The following is a 16,009-nucleotide window of genomic DNA, read 5'->3' on the forward strand; positions in this document are numbered from 1 at the left end:
GTACACCTCCTTATAAATTTTGCGTGTACTGCCAAAAATAAAAAGTCTCTGTATCCAAAGACACAGAGACATAAAATTCACATTAAGAATTTAATCTTCCTCGGCAGGCGTCTTCAACTTATGCCTTGCGGCACCTGCTGTCTTCGGCAGTTAATTGCTTTGTTAGAATAACACTTGTCAGGCTATCTGTCAACCGTCTTTTTAAATATATCCTAAAAATCCTAAAAAGGGCAGCATATCTGTTTTCAGAAATGCTGCCGCAATTTTTTTATTTATCTTAGTTTTTCATCAACCCGGAAGTATTTACGCAAGCTTTAATGGGTTAAGTTTTACACCTGGTCCCATTGTAGATGTCAGTGTAACGCTTCTTAAATACTGGCCTTTTACAGCCGACGGTCTTGCTTTGATGATTGCATCGATAAGCGTCTGGAAGTTGTCCGCTAACTGTTCCTCGGTAAAAGATGCTTTACCTACCGGCACATGGATAATGTTTGATTTATCTAATCTGTACTCGATCTTACCGGCCTTGATGTCATTAATTGCTTTTGTTACATCCATAGTAACTGTTCCTGCTTTCGGGTTCGGCATCAGGCCTTTTGGTCCAAGTACACGTCCGAGACGTCCGACAACGCCCATCATATCCGGTGTGGCAACTACAACATCAAAGTCAAACCATCCTTCGTTCTGAATCTTAGGAATCAGTTCCTCTCCGCCAATATAGTCTGCCCCTGCTGCCTGAGCTTCTTCTGCTTTGGCATCCTTGGCAAACACAAGAATACGAACTTTCTTTCCTGTTCCGTGAGGCAGTACAACCGCACCACGAATCTGCTGGTCTGCATGACGTCCGTCACATCCGGTTCTGATATGAGCTTCAATCGTCTCGTCAAATTTAGCTGCTGCTGTCTTCTTTACAAGGGCAATTGCTTCTTCTTTCTCATAAAGATTGCCTTTTTCAATTAATTTTGCAGCCTCGATATATTTTTTTCCTCGTTTCATTCTAATAACCTCCTTGTGGTATTGACGGGGTCAACGCCCCTCCCACTTATTTCAAATTCACTCAGTGTATCATCGCGATCCACCAGGCTCGACAGGACCTCGCCAAGTGCTCTACTCCTCAACAGTAACGCCCATGGAACGGCATGTTCCAGCCACCATGCTCATAGCTGCCTCTAGGGTTGCTGCATTTAAGTCAGGCATCTTTGTTTTTGCGATATCCTCCAGCTGAGCTTTTGTAATTGTGGCAACTTTGTTCTTATTCGGAACGCCTGAACCAGATTTAAGGTTGCAGGCCTTTTTAATCAGAACTGCTGCCGGCGGTGTCTTTGTCACAAAACTGAAACTTCTGTCACTGTATACTGTGATAACCACAGGAATAATCAGATCTCCCTGATCTGCTGTTCTTGCGTTGAATTGCTTTGTGAATTCAACGATATTTACACCGTGCTGTCCAAGTGCAGGACCTACCGGTGGTGCCGGTGTTGCCTTGCCAGCCGGAATCTGTAATTTGATATAACCTTGTACTTTTTTTGCCATTTTTAATTACCTCCTTGTGGTACTTGCGGGACTAAAGAATCCCTCCCACGGTTTTTAATCCATCTTTCTTACTTCTGCGAAACTAAGTTCAACCGGTGTCTCACGGCCAAACAGCTCTACATTGATAGACAAACTCTGTTTCTGCTCGTTCATTGACTGGATGACACCTACAGTACCTTCCCATGCACCATTTAATACAGTCACGGTATCGCCCACTGCAAAATCAATTACGACGTTCTCCTTCTTGATTCCCAGTCCTTCCATCTCTTCGTCCTCGAGCGGAACCGGCTTGGAACCAGGACCGACGAATCCTGTCACCCCTCTGGTATTACGAACTACATACCATGTATCATCATTCATAATCATATGAATCATGACATATCCCGGGAACATCTTTTTCTGACTTGCTTTCTGAACACCATTTTTCAGTTCAATGACTTCCTGCATAGGAACCCTGACTTCCAGAATCTGATCTTCCAGATGACGGTTTTCAATCGCCTTATCAATATTAGCTTTTACTTTGTTCTCATACCCGGAATAGGTATGAACTACATACCATCTTGCCTCTGACATAAAATCACCTTTCTGCTACAGTTGATTATCTCACCAATAGGTCAATTCCATACCTCAGTACTGCATCAATTATAGAAATCAATGCCCCCAATAATACGGAAACCGAAACGACTGCCGTGGTCTGCTTTGCCAGTGTCTTCTTGTCCGGCCATACGACTTTCCTAAACTCTGCCTTAAGCCCTTTGAACCAGCTCTTCTTTTGAGTCTTCGCTGTTTTCTCACCCATGACATCCACTTCCTTCCAATGGCTACTTCGTTTCCTTGTGCAGTGTGTGTGATTTACAGAATCTGCAATACTTCTTAGTCTCCATGCGGTCCGGATGAGCTTTCTTATCCTTAGTCATGTTGTAATTACGATGTTTGCATTCTGTACATTCCAATGTGATTCTTGTGCGCACAACTTCCACCTCGCTTTTTTCTTATTCATTACATGTTACATGATGGTTGCGAAGCCATCAAAATTTAGGCATAAAAAAAAGACCTACTTCCATTCGCCAGAGAATTGTACCATAACTTAATGGCATTAGTCAAGGAAATGGCAGGTAAAAAAACATTTATCAATTATTTATTACTCGTCAGTTATCAATTTTCTTCAAAAAGTCGATATAGTAATTATGATTAAGAGGAGGTAAGATAACGTGGAAGTTTCATTATTTATCGGAATGATTTTAGGCCTTGGTGCTTTGATTACAGGATTTCTTATGGAAGGCGGAAAATTGGTCAGCCTGATGCTGCTGAGTCCTTTTATTAATAGTGGTGGGCGGTACAGTAGGTGCAACTATAGCATCTTACCCGTTTAAAGACATCCTGCGGGCATTCAAAACCGCAGGACAGACCTTTAAACAGCCTAATTCAAGCAGTACCAAACAGCTTATTGACAGAATACTGGGAATATCTAAAACTTTCAGGACAAACGGAATTGTTTCTCTGGATTCTATTGTAAAGGAGGCTGATTTGCAGAAAGAAGATCTTCTTCTTTTAAAGGAGGGACTGGTTCTGCTCCAGGACGGAAAGGATACAGAAGATATTCAGTATGTCATGGAATCCGAGCTTCACGCTTTTACCCGGCAGAAGGCAGTAGAAGCAGGCGTATTTGAATCAGCCGCAGGGTATTCTCCTACCATGGGAGTCATCGGAACAGTTATGAGCCTTGTTGTGGTACTTGCTGCAGGGTTTGGCGATTCTGCCGAGCTGGCGCGCAAAATAAGTACTGCCTTTATCGCTACATTATATGGAGTTTCTTTTGCAAACATTATCTATCTCCCAATTGCAAATAAGATAAAGCTGTATGCTAAGAAGAGCCAGATACAAAGAGAAATCATTATTGACGGTGTGTGCATGATGTCCAAAGGCACAAATGTTAGAAGCATGGAAAATGAACTTGCTATGTATTATCAGGCGTTTCCTGATGGTATCAGACATTATAAAGCAGGTATCGAAAACTAGGAGGAAAAGGACTTTGAAAAAAAGAAGAACAGACGACGAAGATAAATCAGAAAATAATGAGCGGTGGCTTCTTACATATTCAGATCTGATTACTCTTCTTCTGGCCTTATTTATCATTATGTATGGCATGAGCACAGAAAATGCATCTAAAGTTCAAGCTGTATCTACCGCACTTTCAGATGCCTTTAACAATACTGCGGAAGCTGCAGGGGGTGGTGCCGGTACAGGAAGTGGAAGCGGAACCGGGAAATCGCTTGAAAATGCGGATCCACTGGGAACAATTTACGAACAGCTGAACGGCTATATCAAGCAAAATGACCTGAAAGACAACGTTGATCTGGTAAAATCGGATCATGCCATTTCCATTCGTTTAAAAGATAAATTATTGTTTCTGGGTGACTCTACCGTATTAAAGCCGGGCAGCGAAGAGACGTTAAAGAAAGTTTGCCAGGTTGTATCCCAGGTGTACGGGAATGTAAATCATCTTACAATTACAGGAAACACGGCGGACCTGGGAAACCACGACCCGGAAAATGAGGCGGATTCCTGGCAGCTTTCGGTGAACAGGGCAGTAACAATTCTTGATTTTCTGACATCCAACGGCCTCGCCCCCGAAAAAATGTCTGTCGAAGGAAATTCGCACTACAACCCTATAGCCGGCAATGATACCGAAGACGGGCGGGCAGCTAACCGAAGAGTGGAGATTACCATAACAGATGGGGCAAATTAGAAATAGTTTAGCTAGATATTATTTTCAGTTACAAGGGTATTGAAATCTGTCTGGGAAAGCGTCTTAATTTATGAGACCATTATACTATTGTATTATTTAATAATTTTACTATCTTGTAAATATGATTTTACTTTAACTTAAATTCATATACCGGACTTAATTTTACCTTCTCCAAGTTTCCTATATATGCCGTTACTTCCTCCATTCTTGCTGCCATGGCTGACTCTACATTGACATTTACGCCTTCTTTCAGAGGGGTAATTACGATTGTCAGAGGGTTATCCTTCAACCTGTCAGCAAATGTTCTTAACCCAATTTCCCATATATCCCCATTACAGAAATTGTCATGGATCATATCACTATCTATAAAGGCATGACCAATATCTCCCTGATACTGAATCTGCATAAGTACATCTTTCAGACCATACATAAAATTTTGTGGTACAGTCACTATATATCTGCCTGCTGCTGTTTGTGTTACTTGAACCTCCAGTTCTTTTGGGGTGATATCTACTGTCCAGATGTCAAAAATGTCCTCTTTATAATCACCTTTCTTTACCCCTTCAACCGGATGATAATTTCCTCTGGGATATGTATAGAACACATTTTTATCTGTATCTGTTTCAAGACGTACTCCCTGTTCATCTTCCAGTACAGCTCCTTTTGCAAACACAAGTGTCCCGTCCTTTAGCGCATACAGCTGATCAGCCATTTCTCTGTTCAAACAAAGAATATCCGTACTTCTCTTTTCTTTTTTAACCTGAAATAATTCTGCCGCCTTATGTTCATCACAAATCCAGGTACAGTCCCTATGATTGGTTATTACCCCTGATTCAAACTTAAATACAGTTTTCATTCCCTCTGGTTTTAAAAATACATAAGTTACTTTCCCATTTTGCTCAACTTTAGTCACCGGCTGTGCCGTTGCCTGAATCAAATCAATACCGTTAATATCCATATGAAAAGGAAGTACACAATTCTCATCTGCGTCAAGACTGAGCTGGCGGAAGTCAATATTTCCTGTAGCAGTCTGAATCGTCACATTTATATCTTTTTTGGGCATTGTCTTCTCATGATCCTGAAAGTTGTTGATAAATAAAAATCCACTTTTTCCATTTGTTCTCAGTGCATACCTGAGGGTTTCCAGGTCCTCTGGGTCTATTTGTGAAGCACCATCAGGCAGGACAGTTCCCATACTGCATAGCTCCTCACTAAAGGTTTCACAGAAAAGATGTATTGCTTTTAATCTGTTGTAGGACTCTCTCACCTGCCCGAACTCGCCCAGCGGTGCCTGATAATCATAAGACATTTTAGGGACCTGAGACTCATTCAAAAAAGTACCGTGTTTTCCTTTTGGATTTGTTCCCCCCTGAAACACATAGTACCCAAGAAAGTTACAGCCTGAAGCAATTTTTATATTTGACATTGCATCTACACTTTTAAACGGAAGAGAAAATCTGTAATTATATGTACAGGTCATTCCTCCTCCCATTTCGCAGCATGCATAAGGCCGGCTCTCCGGTTCATAAGAAGGCACAAAATTACTGGTAGCCATCACATGATTATGATGAAAATCCTGATATATATATTCTTCTGTAGTAGGATGCTCTCCCCTTTCCGAATAAAAAAGCCAGGGTCGGTATGCATATCCTCCCCACAGAGGCATCATAGAAGAAGGTGTAATTGCACCTCCCCAGGCCGTACATGTATAAAAGGGTGTAATAATTCCGCACTTTTTTGCTTCATGCTGAAGAGTCAGCATATACTGTTCTCCTTCATCTCCCCGGAATACCCACTCATTGGATATACCCGTAGTTATTTCCCATGGTGCAGAAGAATGCATATACTCATTGTCTATCTGTGCAGCAATAATACAGCCGCCATCTTTATACAGCATACCTTCAATCTGCTCGTATATTTTTGCATAGAACCTTTTTGTATAGAACAAGAATGGTTCACTTAATTTTCTCACCTCAAAGGGTTTTCCATACATCCAATCAGGTAATCCCCCATTACGTACCTCTCCATGGTCAAAGGGACCTATTCTGATAATTACATATATGCCATGTTTTCCACATAACTCAATGAACTTTCTTAGATTTCTGCATCCGCCAAAATCAAAGACCCCTTCTTCTTCTTCATGATGAATCCAGAATATATAAGTAGCTATTATATTGATTTTACACATCTTCATTTTAATGATTTCATCTTCCCATCTACTCTCATGGCATCTGGAAAAGTGAAATTCTCCGCTGATTCCGTAAAACGGTTTCTGATTTATTGTCATGTAATAATTTGTAAAACCAATCTGATCTCCCTTAGGATTATTACCTTGAAATTCATCTCTCAGAGGATAAATATCCTTCTTTTTATAATCATTTATTGAAATTTTATTGTTCATCCCAATATACCTCCTGCTGTTCATATTTGAGGGTCATATTTACATTTTTAGCTTACACTATCCTTTTATAGCTCCTGCCGCCAATCCCCTAATAAAGTATTTAGAGCCTATAGCAAAAATAACTAAGATTGGAAGCACTGAAATAGTCAATGCAGCTCCCCTGGCTCCCCAATCCTGTGTGTAGGCTGTAGTTAAAGACTGTATACCCAGGGGAATGGTAAATTTATCACTTTGTGTCAGTACCGTACTGGGCATAAGGAAATTATTCCAGGACCATAAAAAGATAAGCATGAATAAAGTTCCTACAACAGGTTTAATCATCGGCACAGAGATAAAAAGGAAAGTACGAAATTCACCTGAGCCATCAATTCTTGCACTTTCTACTAATTCCATAGGAAGAGAACTCTTCATATACTGCAAAATAAAGAAAACTCCATATGCACTTGCTCCCCACGTCAAAATCAGCGGTAGATGCGTATTGATCAGATTTAACTGCCGCATTTCAATGGTATAACCTATCAGACTTATTTGACCCGGAATCATCATACTGGCAACGATAAATGTTTTCAGGAATTTTCTGCTCTTAAATTTATACACGGTCAAACCATATGCAGCCATTGCGCTAATCAATATACACAATACTCCTGAAAGCACAGATGTATAAAACGTATTCCAGTAATAGTTCAGAAACCCTCCTGATATAATTGTCTTCAGATTTTCCAGCAGTTGGTTTCCAAAAAGGAAAATGTCTACATTGTATATTTCTGTAGTTGAATGAGTTGCCATAGATATAATAAAGTAAAACGGCACAATGGATATAAAGCTGATAAGCAGCAACGGGATGTACTGCCAAACACTCTTAAACTTTTTCATAATCAAGCCTCCTCCTTTTTATTGACGAGCTTTGAAACAATCATACTTACAATAAGAACAACTGTAAAAATTCCATAGGATACTGCTGCCCCATATCCAAGTTTTGTAGAACTTCGAAATGTCTGGTCAAAGAAATACATCATACTTGTCAGACATGCCCTTCCTGGTCCCCCTACGCTGCTGTTGATGCTGCTGAACAACAGATACGGCTCATCAAACAACTGAAATCCGCTGATGATGCTGGTCAAAACCAAAAATATAGTAATTGGTTTTAAATATGGTACGGTAATATTCCAGAATACTTGAATCTTTGTTGCCCCATCTACCACTGCCGCCTCAGATATGTCTTCAGGAATAGAGGACATTCCAGCTAGATAAATCAGCAGATAATATCCCATATTTTTCCATACTATCAACAATATAACTACCAGCCGTGCAGTATTCTCTCCCCCCAGCCAGTTGATTCCTGTTTCTAACAGCCCCATTTGAATGAGAACATGGTTCACAATACCTGTAGACCAGTCAAATAGAAAGGAGAATATTACTCCGATTGCTACAGGTGTTGTAATATAAGGTAGTACATTAATGGTTTGAAACAGTCTGCTTGTTTTTTTTAATTTGTATAACATATTGGCCAGTATAAGTCCGCCCAGAATCAGAATAGGAATATAGATAATCATAAATAAAAACGTATTTCCCAGTGACTTTATGAATAAATTGTCCGATGTAAATAATCGTACATAGTTAACGAACCCTACAAAAGATCTATTGGCTTCCCCTGCAATACTGTCCCAGTCTGTTAAACTGATTACAAAGGAATAAATAGTGGGGAATATAAAAAACATTAGATAAAATATAAAATACGGTGCCAGAAAAATAACTGGCCATTTGCTTAATATTTTTACATCTGCTTTTTTCATGTTGTCAGCCCTTTCTATAAGTTGATCTATATCAAAAGGGCGTCGCATAAAACAACGCCCTTCTCCAATTTGTAACGTTTATTTTATTTTATAATCTGGAAGCTTCATTTTCAGTTCTTCCTTCAATTGCTTCATTGCATCTTCTGCTGTCATACTACTGTCATTGTTTATTGCTGTGGTTATCAGATTCAGTGTCTCATGAATCACATTATCATCCGGATTCATTTGTCTTGTTTTAATATCAGGCATAATTTTTTCAAAGTAATACTTTCCAAGATCCTGATCCCCGAACCATGCACTTTTTGAACTTTGCAGATCCGGATTTTCTTCATAAGGCTTCTTTGCAGATGTTAAAAGATTTATTTTGTTAAGTGCTTCGGCCCCTTCAGTAGATAAAGTCGCAAATTTAATAAATTCCCATGCCAGCCTTTTATCTTTACAAGTTTTGGTAATTCCCATGGAAGTACCGCCCCAGCTAATATTACCTTCCGGCGCGCTCATCAGCCCCCAGTGATCAGCATTTTCTCCGCTTGGATCATTAGGCTCGATGTTAAATGGTACTGACCATGTTGCGCATCCGTTAAATATATGTTTTCCTTCTCCAAAAGACGCATACCAAGCCGTACTCCACGCTTCCAGTTTATCTGTAATATGATTGTCACGGAACTTACAAGCCAATTCTATAGATTTTTGCAGTGAATCTGTTACGTTAATAGTGTCACCTTCAATCCACGACTTTGCGCCCTGCTCACGGATAAACTGCTGCGCATCTGCTATACCCGGCCACATATAAACGGTTCCGCCACTTTTTTCATATACATCTTTACCCACCTGGACAAATGTCTCCCAGTCAGGCAGCAATTTTTCCAGTTCCTGTGGATCGTCTGTACCTAAATACTCCAGTGCCAAATCTTTTCTATATGCCATACCTGCAGGTGTCAAACACTGTTCAATACCGCATACTGCACCTTTGGAATTGACCATTCTTTCATGTACTACATCATATACTTCATCAATGTTAAAATTATACGGAGCCGCAGATAAATCTTCCCACATATCAAGTTCAAAGACTTTTGCTCTTGAGTCAATGATAGCCCAGGCAACATCCGGCAGATCTGTACCGGTTGCTAATGCAGTCTGATACTTCTGTAGAGAATCACCATTTGCCATAGGTGTATATTCGAACTTTACATTAGGATACTTTTCATTAAATGCTTTCGTCACAGCATTAAAATACGGATCGTCCCACCCCCACATTGAAATAGTTCCCTCATAGTCTTCTGGCAGAGGCTGGCTGTAATCTTCCGTAGTCTCTTCGTTTTCTTTTTCTTCAGATTCTTCATTCTTACTGGAGCTCTGGCACCCCACTAGGCTGACGGAAATCATAGCAAGCGAAAGTGTTAATGCAACTATTGTGTTTAACCGCTTTTTCATATCTTGTTTCTCCCTTCCTTTGATATAAGTATAGGTTATCATTGGTATCCTGCAGGGTCGATGGGACAATCCGTAGATTTTGTTTTCATTTTATATTTTCGATAAAATTTTACCGGTAAATGGATTTCTATCAATGTACCTGAGGGTTCTCTTCTTCTGATCCGCATACCATAAGGCTCACCATATAAATACTGAATACGCTCTCTTATATTGCGAATGCCAAGGTGCCTTCTCTGGCTGTTTTCCTGTATCATATCGTTTCCACGCTCAAAACATTTTACCTGCATTTCTGTAACTCCAATCCCGTCATCCAGAACAGATATACAGATAAAATCTCCGTTTTTCTCTATACAGACTTCAATTATCCCTTTACACTCAGAAGGTATGATCCCATGCAAAAGTGCATTTTCTACGAGTGGCTGTATGACCGTTTTTGGCACCAGACAGTCTTTAAGTTCTTCCTGACAATGAATATTTACAGAAAACTTGTCTGGGTAACGATACTTTTGTATATTCAGATAACATGTTGTCAGTTCCAACTCTTTTTCAATTGTAGTTTCAAAATTTTCTTCCCCTAAATTTATGGTTTCCTGCAGTGTATAGATCAAGGATCTAATAATTTCTACAATGTCATTCTCCTTCTTTGCCGCACCTAGATACATGACAGTATTCAGCACATTATATAAATAATGGGGATTGATCTGTGAAAGCATAATATCAAATTCCATACTCTTTTTTTGCTTTTCATATTCTTTTTTGCAGGAAATACCTCTGCGTATTTCCTCCAGCATACCACTGCAACATTCATATAATGTCTGTATCTCGTCATTAGTGCGAATCATATCTCCCATATCGGTCATACATAACGTCTGATAGTCCATGTTTTCCATTTGTTTTGACAGCCTTGTGATGGGCCGGATAATGTTTGTCATAAGCCGGGATGTAATTACTAAAATAAGTGTTGTTGAAATTGCATAGGAGAGTATAAAAAAGGCCAGCACAAATCTGCTTCTCTCCCATAGATTCTGCTTTGTCACTATCGTACTTATCTCCCATCCCGTTTCGGGAATATCTTCACAGATTAGATAACCATGTTTCGTTTTGTATGTACCTGCATCCAGTCCTTTTATAACTTCTTTAAATATATCCTTTTCTTGATCAGTTTCCTGTTTTTTATATATGATTTTATTATTATTTCCCGACAAACAGATATTTTCCGAATCCTGAGCATAGCTTTCAATCTGATCTACAAAATACTTTAAATAAATTTCAAGATAAAGAGTTCCCTGTTTTCTTCCAAAAGAATTTACATCCATCATATCCGCACGAAAACATATCACATACCCAGGCTTTATTGAATCTTGCCCCAAATATGGATCAGAATATACCCATCTGGGGTGACTGTGATACGCCTGCATTTCTGCAGCTGAATACTTTTTTTCTAAATGACGGGAGGACTGAGGTGCTACCCCTCCATAAAAAGTGCCGTCTTCAATCCGAATATAGGAACTCCATATATATGTCCGCAGACTGTTATAAAAAACCAGACGCTTTGCCATGTCATCTTCAAAAACTACTCCATCATACGTAGATTCATAATCCATTGAATGCAGTGAACTCTGAATATCATCATCAACAATGATACTTTTGGAAAAATTTTGAATATCCTCTGTCAAAAATTCAATTTGATTAGAAATCTGTCGCAGATTTGCCCGTTCATCAGAAATAACTTGTGTCTGGACTACCTTTGAAAAATACAGATAACTAACAGCGGTACTGATAATCATAGATACAAGCAATACAAATGCTATGCTGATTAGCAGCCTTTTTTTCAGCCTTTTTCTTTTCACCTTTTTTCGTTCCATCTTTTATACTCCTGAGGTTTCATTCCAACATTTCTCATGAAGACCTGGCTAAAATACTGGCTTGTTTTATATCCCACAGCCTCTGTTACTTCTGAGATATTATACTTTCCGCTTTCCAGCAGTCTTTTTGCCTCATCAATTCTGCAATTGGTCAGATATTTGAGAAAAGTAACACCCACTTCTTTTTTGAACACCTGCCCAAGATAAACACCATTCATCTGAAATACGCCACCCATCATTTCCAGATTCATTTCCTTTTTGTAATTTTTTCGGATAAAGCGCATCATCTCCAATACAATATTAGAATACTTTTTAGATGTATTCTCATGAATCTTTGTGTGCACGTCTATATAGCAATCAATATAATAACTTTGTATCTCCTGTACTTTAAAAATGTTGTCCCTATAAATTTTCCGATGAATACCTTCCCTTTTTTCAATGCCAGTTATAGTCCTTTCCAGTAATTGAATCAATTCCTTACAAGATTCTAACTTGTCCTCAGGACCGCTGACCATTTCAAACAGATAGCGTATCATATGTTCACACTCTTGGTTTTCTTTATATACAGTCCTTTCTAGTTCAGAAATCTCTTCTGTAAACACTACCATTTCTTCTGTTGTAATCTCGTTTAGTCTGTACAATGAATAAACCTTATCCCGTTTCCAAAACATGCTTTTTCTAATTTGCCTGGACATTTTTCGAAATACAGTACTGATTTCATCCAGCTTGATCTCGTGGCTGTAAAGAATATTTATCCCACTGCCTGCATTTTTTTTCAATGTATCGCAAATCCGCTTACTTTTTTCTTCGATCAATGTATTTACTTTATACTTGCTTACCTCATTTTCAATTCTGTACAAAACTATCCAGTTATTTGAAGTTATCTTAACATCTGCAACATAAAAAATAGTTTGATCTAAAGTATCCTCAATAACCCTATGCACCGGCTCCATTTCATCCACATTTAACGGCAACTCCCTAAATGCACCTTTCTCAAAGGAATAATTACGGTGAAGCATAATCAGAAAGACTCGATTACTGAGATTGGATCGATCCAGCGTATCTATATCCGCATTATAAATTAGTTGATTCATGAAGTATTTCTGATAAATTTTCTCCTTTTTGTCATTTTTAATCAGGAGTCCCTTCACTTTTTTTAATTCCTGCACAAGCACAGTTTCATCCAGTTCATGCTTTACTAGATAGCTGTCCACGCCATATTGTATGCCCTGTTTCGCGTAATCGAAATCCTTATAAGCAGATAAGAGTATGACAATAATATTAGGGTTGGTTTTCTTTAACCGCATCGCCAATTCCAGACCATCCATTCCAATCATTTTTATGTCAGATATAACAACCTGAGGGCGGTGCACTTCATATAATTCCAGCGCTTTTTTGCCGCTGGATGCACAACCCACAATACAAAAACCATGCTCTTCCCAGTTATACATATGCTGGATATACTCCATCGCCAGTACCTCGTCATCCACTAACAATATTTTTATCATGACATTCCCTCCTTAACATTCTATATCTATAAAATAACACATTAAGCATTAAGCTTTCCCTGAAAATTCTATAGTTTTTGTTCACATTCCATAGATATCCCTATAAAGGAAAAAGCCTGTTCAGCATACCTATACTCAGGCCTTTGAACAAGCTTTTACCATATATATAATTGTATTACTACGTCCGTCAAAGCAGAGCTTCTATTATCTGTACATTTAAATCCCAGTCTGCATATGCTGACACCTGAATAAAAAACACAATAGATTTCTTCTGCTCCATATTCACAGCCATATACGGACCACACCATCCATCCCAGCCAAAGGAATTTTCACTTCCGGGAACCAATGCTTCCTCTTTATCCAGATAAACACGCATCAAATTGCCATATCCATAGCCCTTCATATGCTGAAAGTAAATGCTCTCTGTCTGCTTCGCCGTCAGCTGATTCCGGGTAAATTGTTTAACAGTGTCCGGAGATAAAATCCTTGTATGATCAAACACGCCTCCATTGGCGAGCATTTGTGCAAACCCCATATAATCCTGATAAGTGGATACCAGACCTGCACCTGCTGATTCAAATGCAGGTTTTGATAAAAAGCCGCCCAGGCCAAGATGATATTCACTATCACATATCAGTGCACTGTTATCACCTGAATCACTCGGTATTCTTTTGTATAAAGGGGCAAAACGATTCTGTTTTTCTTTGGGTACATAAAATCCGGTATCACTCATCCCAAGGGGCATAAAAATTTCCTTCTGATAGAAATCTCCCAGACTACTGCCGGATACCACTTCAATAACAGCTCCAAGAACATCCGCACAAAGCCCGTATCTCCACTGCTCACCCGGATCAAAAGAAAGAGGGACTTCTGCTAGATTTTTTACCACTTCGCGTGTTCTCATCATTTCCCCGGCTTCTATTGCCCTATGTATCTGCGCAAATATTTTCTCGGTTTCCTGCCCTATAGTATCTTCATCGTTATACGCAAGTCCGGCAGTCATATTCAGTAAATGATGAATCTGAACAGACTCCTTCGCAGGAACAATATGTCCAGCCTTCAGACAATTCATTTTTTTATACTCAGGAAGATATTTACCGACGGGATCCTCCAAATCAAGATCACCACGTTCGATCAGTATCCATGCCGCCACCGCACATACCGGTTTGCTCATGGAAAACAGACGAAAAATTGTGTTTCTTCTCAGTTCCATTCCCGTACTGATATTTGCTTTTCCATAGGAAAAATAATCTGTCTCCTTTCCATCCACGCATGCACCTCCAAGTACCCCCGGTATATGGCCTTTTCTGATTTCCTCTGTAATTCGTTTATCTAAGTCCTGTTTTACCCTTTCTTCCACCTTAGTTTCCTCTTCCATCGATTCCATTGTTTTGAATGACATTACGATACCACTCAAAACTCTTTTTCTTTGTCCGCTTTAATGTTTTCCGATTAACATATACCAGTCCAAATTGGTTAGCATATCCTGTATTCCATTCAAAATTGTCCATCAGGGACCATACAAAATACCCCCTTAAAGGCACACTATCCTGCACCGCTCTCCAGCATTGATTCAGGTGGCGGTATATGTAATCAATCCTATACTCATCGAAAATTTCCCCATTTACATCTGGAATATCCTGAAAACTGGCACCGTTTTCCGAGATATAGATTTTAGCCGGTGAATAATCCTGATTGATTCTCATTAATAACGCATAAATCCCCACAGGAGTAATAGGCATATTGTAGTACGTTACCGGATATCCACCAGATAATCCAGTCTTTAATTCAATAGGCCAGATGGATGAATCGTTTACTGTATAGTCAATATTATAATAATTAATACCAAGGAAATCTACAGGTTCACCAATTTTCACCATATCTCCCTTTTGAATATCCGGCATTATAACGCCTTTCTTTGTATACCACGCTAACATGTCCTTGGGATATTTCCCATTAAACACCGGCTCTAAAAACCAGCGGTTCATATACCCATCACAGCGGATTGCTGCTTCTGCATCTTCAGCTTTTTCCGTTAGAGGTGCTTTAGGGCTTAAATTCAGGGTAATTCCGATTTCTCCCTCCAGTTTCATTTCGCGGAACAAACGAACCACCATGCCGTGTCCCAAAAGGAGAGTGTGAGCTACACTAAGTGCTGTTGAAAAATCACGTATTCCAGGAGCCATGTCCCCGGTATAATTTCCTACAAAAGACACCACCCAGGGTTCATTTAAGGTAGTCCAATGTATTACCTTTCCTTTAAATCGCTGAAACATAACTTCTGCAAAATCCCGGAAATATTCTGCTGTCTTTCTGTTCGCCCATCCGCCTTCATCCTGAAGTTTCTGGGGCAGATCCCAGTGATACAGGGTAACATAAGGTTCCACCCCTTGTTTCAGAAGTTCATCAATCAGTATTTCATAATACCGCATTCCGGCCTCATTTATCTCACCATAACCATCAGGCATTACGCGGGACCATGATATGGAAAACCGATACCCACCAGCCCCAAGATCTGAAGATAACTGTGCATCCTCTTTAGGACGGTGATAACTGTCACATGCCTCATCGCCAGTATCCCCATTTTTAATATTTCCTGGAATATGAGTGAACCGGTCCCAAATGCTTTCGCCTTTTTTGTCTTCCCTGCATCCGCCTTCAATCTGATAGGCAGCAGTGGAAGTTCCCCATACAAATCCTTCTGAAAATTTCTTCATGATACAACT

16 protein-coding genes and 1 other annotated feature are annotated in these 16,009 nt (G+C 39.5%); of the genes, 3 read left to right on the plus strand and 13 right to left on the minus strand.

Annotation, left to right across the window (positions count from 1 at the left end; genetic code table 11):
- Positions 1 to 30 precede the first annotated feature (30 nt).
- Positions 31 to 165 (minus strand) — a sequence feature (ribosomal protein L10 leader region).
- 138 nt (positions 166 to 303) lie between these two features.
- The 5 genes from rplA to rpmG all read right to left on the minus strand — a co-directional run bounded on the left by rplA (position 304) and on the right by rpmG (position 2,504).
- A complete protein-coding gene (rplA, locus tag BN3456_RS08385; RefSeq protein WP_089983689.1) occupies positions 304 to 996 on the minus strand; it encodes a 50S ribosomal protein L1 in 693 nt (230 codons plus the stop codon).
- A 111-nt stretch (positions 997 to 1,107) separates the two neighbouring features.
- Positions 1,108 to 1,533, minus strand: a complete 426-nt coding sequence (rplK, locus tag BN3456_RS08390; protein ID WP_089983690.1) for a 50S ribosomal protein L11 — start codon at positions 1,531 to 1,533, stop codon at positions 1,108 to 1,110.
- Positions 1,534 to 1,587: 54 nt separating this feature from the next.
- Positions 1,588 to 2,106 (minus strand): transcription termination/antitermination protein NusG, encoded by a 519-nt coding sequence (nusG, locus tag BN3456_RS08395; RefSeq protein WP_089983691.1) that lies wholly within the window; start codon positions 2,104 to 2,106, stop codon positions 1,588 to 1,590.
- 25 nt (positions 2,107 to 2,131) lie between these two features.
- Complete coding sequence (gene secE, locus BN3456_RS08400; protein WP_089983692.1) at positions 2,132 to 2,332, minus strand: preprotein translocase subunit SecE; 201 nt, start codon at positions 2,330 to 2,332, stop codon at positions 2,132 to 2,134.
- 22 nt (positions 2,333 to 2,354) lie between these two features.
- Positions 2,355 to 2,504, minus strand: coding sequence for a 50S ribosomal protein L33 (gene rpmG / locus BN3456_RS08405; protein WP_089983693.1), 150 nt, complete (start codon positions 2,502 to 2,504; stop codon positions 2,355 to 2,357).
- Between the two features lie 240 nt (positions 2,505 to 2,744).
- Here rpmG and BN3456_RS15900 point away from each other — a divergent pair, with 240 nt between their 5' ends.
- From BN3456_RS15900 to BN3456_RS08415, 3 genes are read left to right on the plus strand one after another with little or no spacing between them, the layout of a single operon-like run.
- Positions 2,745 to 2,906 (plus strand): hypothetical protein, encoded by a 162-nt coding sequence (locus BN3456_RS15900; RefSeq protein WP_176699144.1) that lies wholly within the window; start codon positions 2,745 to 2,747, stop codon positions 2,904 to 2,906.
- Positions 2,860 to 3,552: a motility protein A gene (locus tag BN3456_RS08410; protein ID WP_176699145.1), complete on the plus strand. Its 693-nt coding sequence runs from the start codon at positions 2,860 to 2,862 to the stop codon at positions 3,550 to 3,552. Before BN3456_RS15900 ends, BN3456_RS08410 begins: the two co-directional genes overlap by 47 nt.
- A 13-nt stretch (positions 3,553 to 3,565) precedes the next feature.
- Positions 3,566 to 4,282 carry an OmpA/MotB family protein gene (locus tag BN3456_RS08415; RefSeq protein WP_176699146.1) on the plus strand — a complete coding sequence of 239 codons (717 nt, stop codon included), beginning with the start codon at positions 3,566 to 3,568 and terminating at the stop codon, positions 4,280 to 4,282.
- A gap of 127 nt (positions 4,283 to 4,409) precedes the next feature.
- Here BN3456_RS08415 and BN3456_RS08420 read toward each other — a convergent pair whose 3' ends face one another.
- From BN3456_RS08420 to BN3456_RS08455, 8 genes are all read right to left on the minus strand, one after another.
- Positions 4,410 to 6,683, minus strand: a complete 2,274-nt coding sequence (locus BN3456_RS08420) for a beta-galactosidase (RefSeq protein ID WP_089983696.1) — start codon at positions 6,681 to 6,683, stop codon at positions 4,410 to 4,412.
- Positions 6,684 to 6,740: 57 nt separating this feature from the next.
- Positions 6,741 to 7,556, minus strand: a complete 816-nt coding sequence (locus tag BN3456_RS08425) for a carbohydrate ABC transporter permease (RefSeq protein ID WP_089983697.1) — start codon at positions 7,554 to 7,556, stop codon at positions 6,741 to 6,743.
- 2 nt (positions 7,557 to 7,558) lie between these two features.
- Entirely contained in the window at positions 7,559 to 8,524 is a 966-nt protein-coding gene (locus BN3456_RS08430) for a carbohydrate ABC transporter permease (RefSeq protein WP_242862842.1), read from the minus strand.
- Between the two features lie 30 nt (positions 8,525 to 8,554).
- Entirely contained in the window at positions 8,555 to 9,910 is a 1,356-nt protein-coding gene (locus BN3456_RS08435) for an ABC transporter substrate-binding protein (protein ID WP_176699147.1), read from the minus strand.
- 38 nt (positions 9,911 to 9,948) lie between these two features.
- Positions 9,949 to 11,775: a cache domain-containing sensor histidine kinase gene (locus tag BN3456_RS08440; protein WP_089983699.1), complete on the minus strand. Its 1,827-nt coding sequence runs from the start codon at positions 11,773 to 11,775 to the stop codon at positions 9,949 to 9,951.
- Positions 11,757 to 13,283 carry a response regulator transcription factor gene (locus BN3456_RS08445; RefSeq protein WP_089983700.1) on the minus strand — a complete coding sequence of 509 codons (1,527 nt, stop codon included), beginning with the start codon at positions 13,281 to 13,283 and terminating at the stop codon, positions 11,757 to 11,759. Before BN3456_RS08445 ends, BN3456_RS08440 begins: the two co-directional genes overlap by 19 nt.
- 187 nt (positions 13,284 to 13,470) lie before the next feature.
- Positions 13,471 to 14,685, minus strand: coding sequence for a serine hydrolase domain-containing protein (locus BN3456_RS08450; RefSeq protein WP_089983701.1), 1,215 nt, complete (start codon positions 14,683 to 14,685; stop codon positions 13,471 to 13,473).
- Complete coding sequence (locus BN3456_RS08455) at positions 14,645 to 16,000, minus strand: GH1 family beta-glucosidase (RefSeq protein ID WP_089983702.1); 1,356 nt, start codon at positions 15,998 to 16,000, stop codon at positions 14,645 to 14,647. The genes BN3456_RS08450 and BN3456_RS08455 overlap by 41 nt, the downstream gene beginning before the upstream one ends.
- Between the last annotated feature and the right edge of the window lie 9 nt (positions 16,001 to 16,009).

Source organism: Clostridium sp. C105KSO13 (genome assembly GCF_001517425.1).
Taxonomy (GTDB): Bacteria; Bacillota; Clostridia; order Lachnospirales; family Lachnospiraceae; genus Muricomes.

What these genes read in the sequence shown, in the direction of transcription:
- BN3456_RS08425 (WP_089983697.1), bottom strand. Translation starts at nt 7,556, where the DNA reads ATGAAAAAGTTTAAGAGTGTTTGGCAGTACATCCCGTTGCTGCTTATC.
- nusG (WP_089983691.1), bottom strand. Translation starts at nt 2,106, where the DNA reads ATGTCAGAGGCAAGATGGTATGTAGTTCATACCTATTCCGGGTATGAG.
- BN3456_RS08450 (WP_089983701.1), bottom strand. Translation starts at nt 14,685, where the DNA reads ATGTCATTCAAAACAATGGAATCGATGGAAGAGGAAACTAAGGTGGAA.
- BN3456_RS08420 (WP_089983696.1), bottom strand. Translation starts at nt 6,683, where the DNA reads ATGAACAATAAAATTTCAATAAATGATTATAAAAAGAAGGATATTTAT.
- rplK (WP_089983690.1), bottom strand. Translation starts at nt 1,533, where the DNA reads ATGGCAAAAAAAGTACAAGGTTATATCAAATTACAGATTCCGGCTGGC.
- BN3456_RS08440 (WP_089983699.1), bottom strand. Translation starts at nt 11,775, where the DNA reads ATGGAACGAAAAAAGGTGAAAAGAAAAAGGCTGAAAAAAAGGCTGCTA.
- secE (WP_089983692.1), bottom strand. Translation starts at nt 2,332, where the DNA reads ATGGGTGAGAAAACAGCGAAGACTCAAAAGAAGAGCTGGTTCAAAGGG.
- BN3456_RS08435 (WP_176699147.1), bottom strand. Translation starts at nt 9,910, where the DNA reads ATGAAAAAGCGGTTAAACACAATAGTTGCATTAACACTTTCGCTTGCT.
- BN3456_RS08430 (WP_242862842.1), bottom strand. Translation starts at nt 8,524, where the DNA reads ATGCGACGCCCTTTTGATATAGATCAACTTATAGAAAGGGCTGACAAC.
- BN3456_RS08445 (WP_089983700.1), bottom strand. Translation starts at nt 13,283, where the DNA reads ATGATAAAAATATTGTTAGTGGATGACGAGGTACTGGCGATGGAGTAT.
- rplA (WP_089983689.1), bottom strand. Translation starts at nt 996, where the DNA reads ATGAAACGAGGAAAAAAATATATCGAGGCTGCAAAATTAATTGAAAAA.
- BN3456_RS08455 (WP_089983702.1), bottom strand. Translation starts at nt 16,000, where the DNA reads ATGAAGAAATTTTCAGAAGGATTTGTATGGGGAACTTCCACTGCTGCC.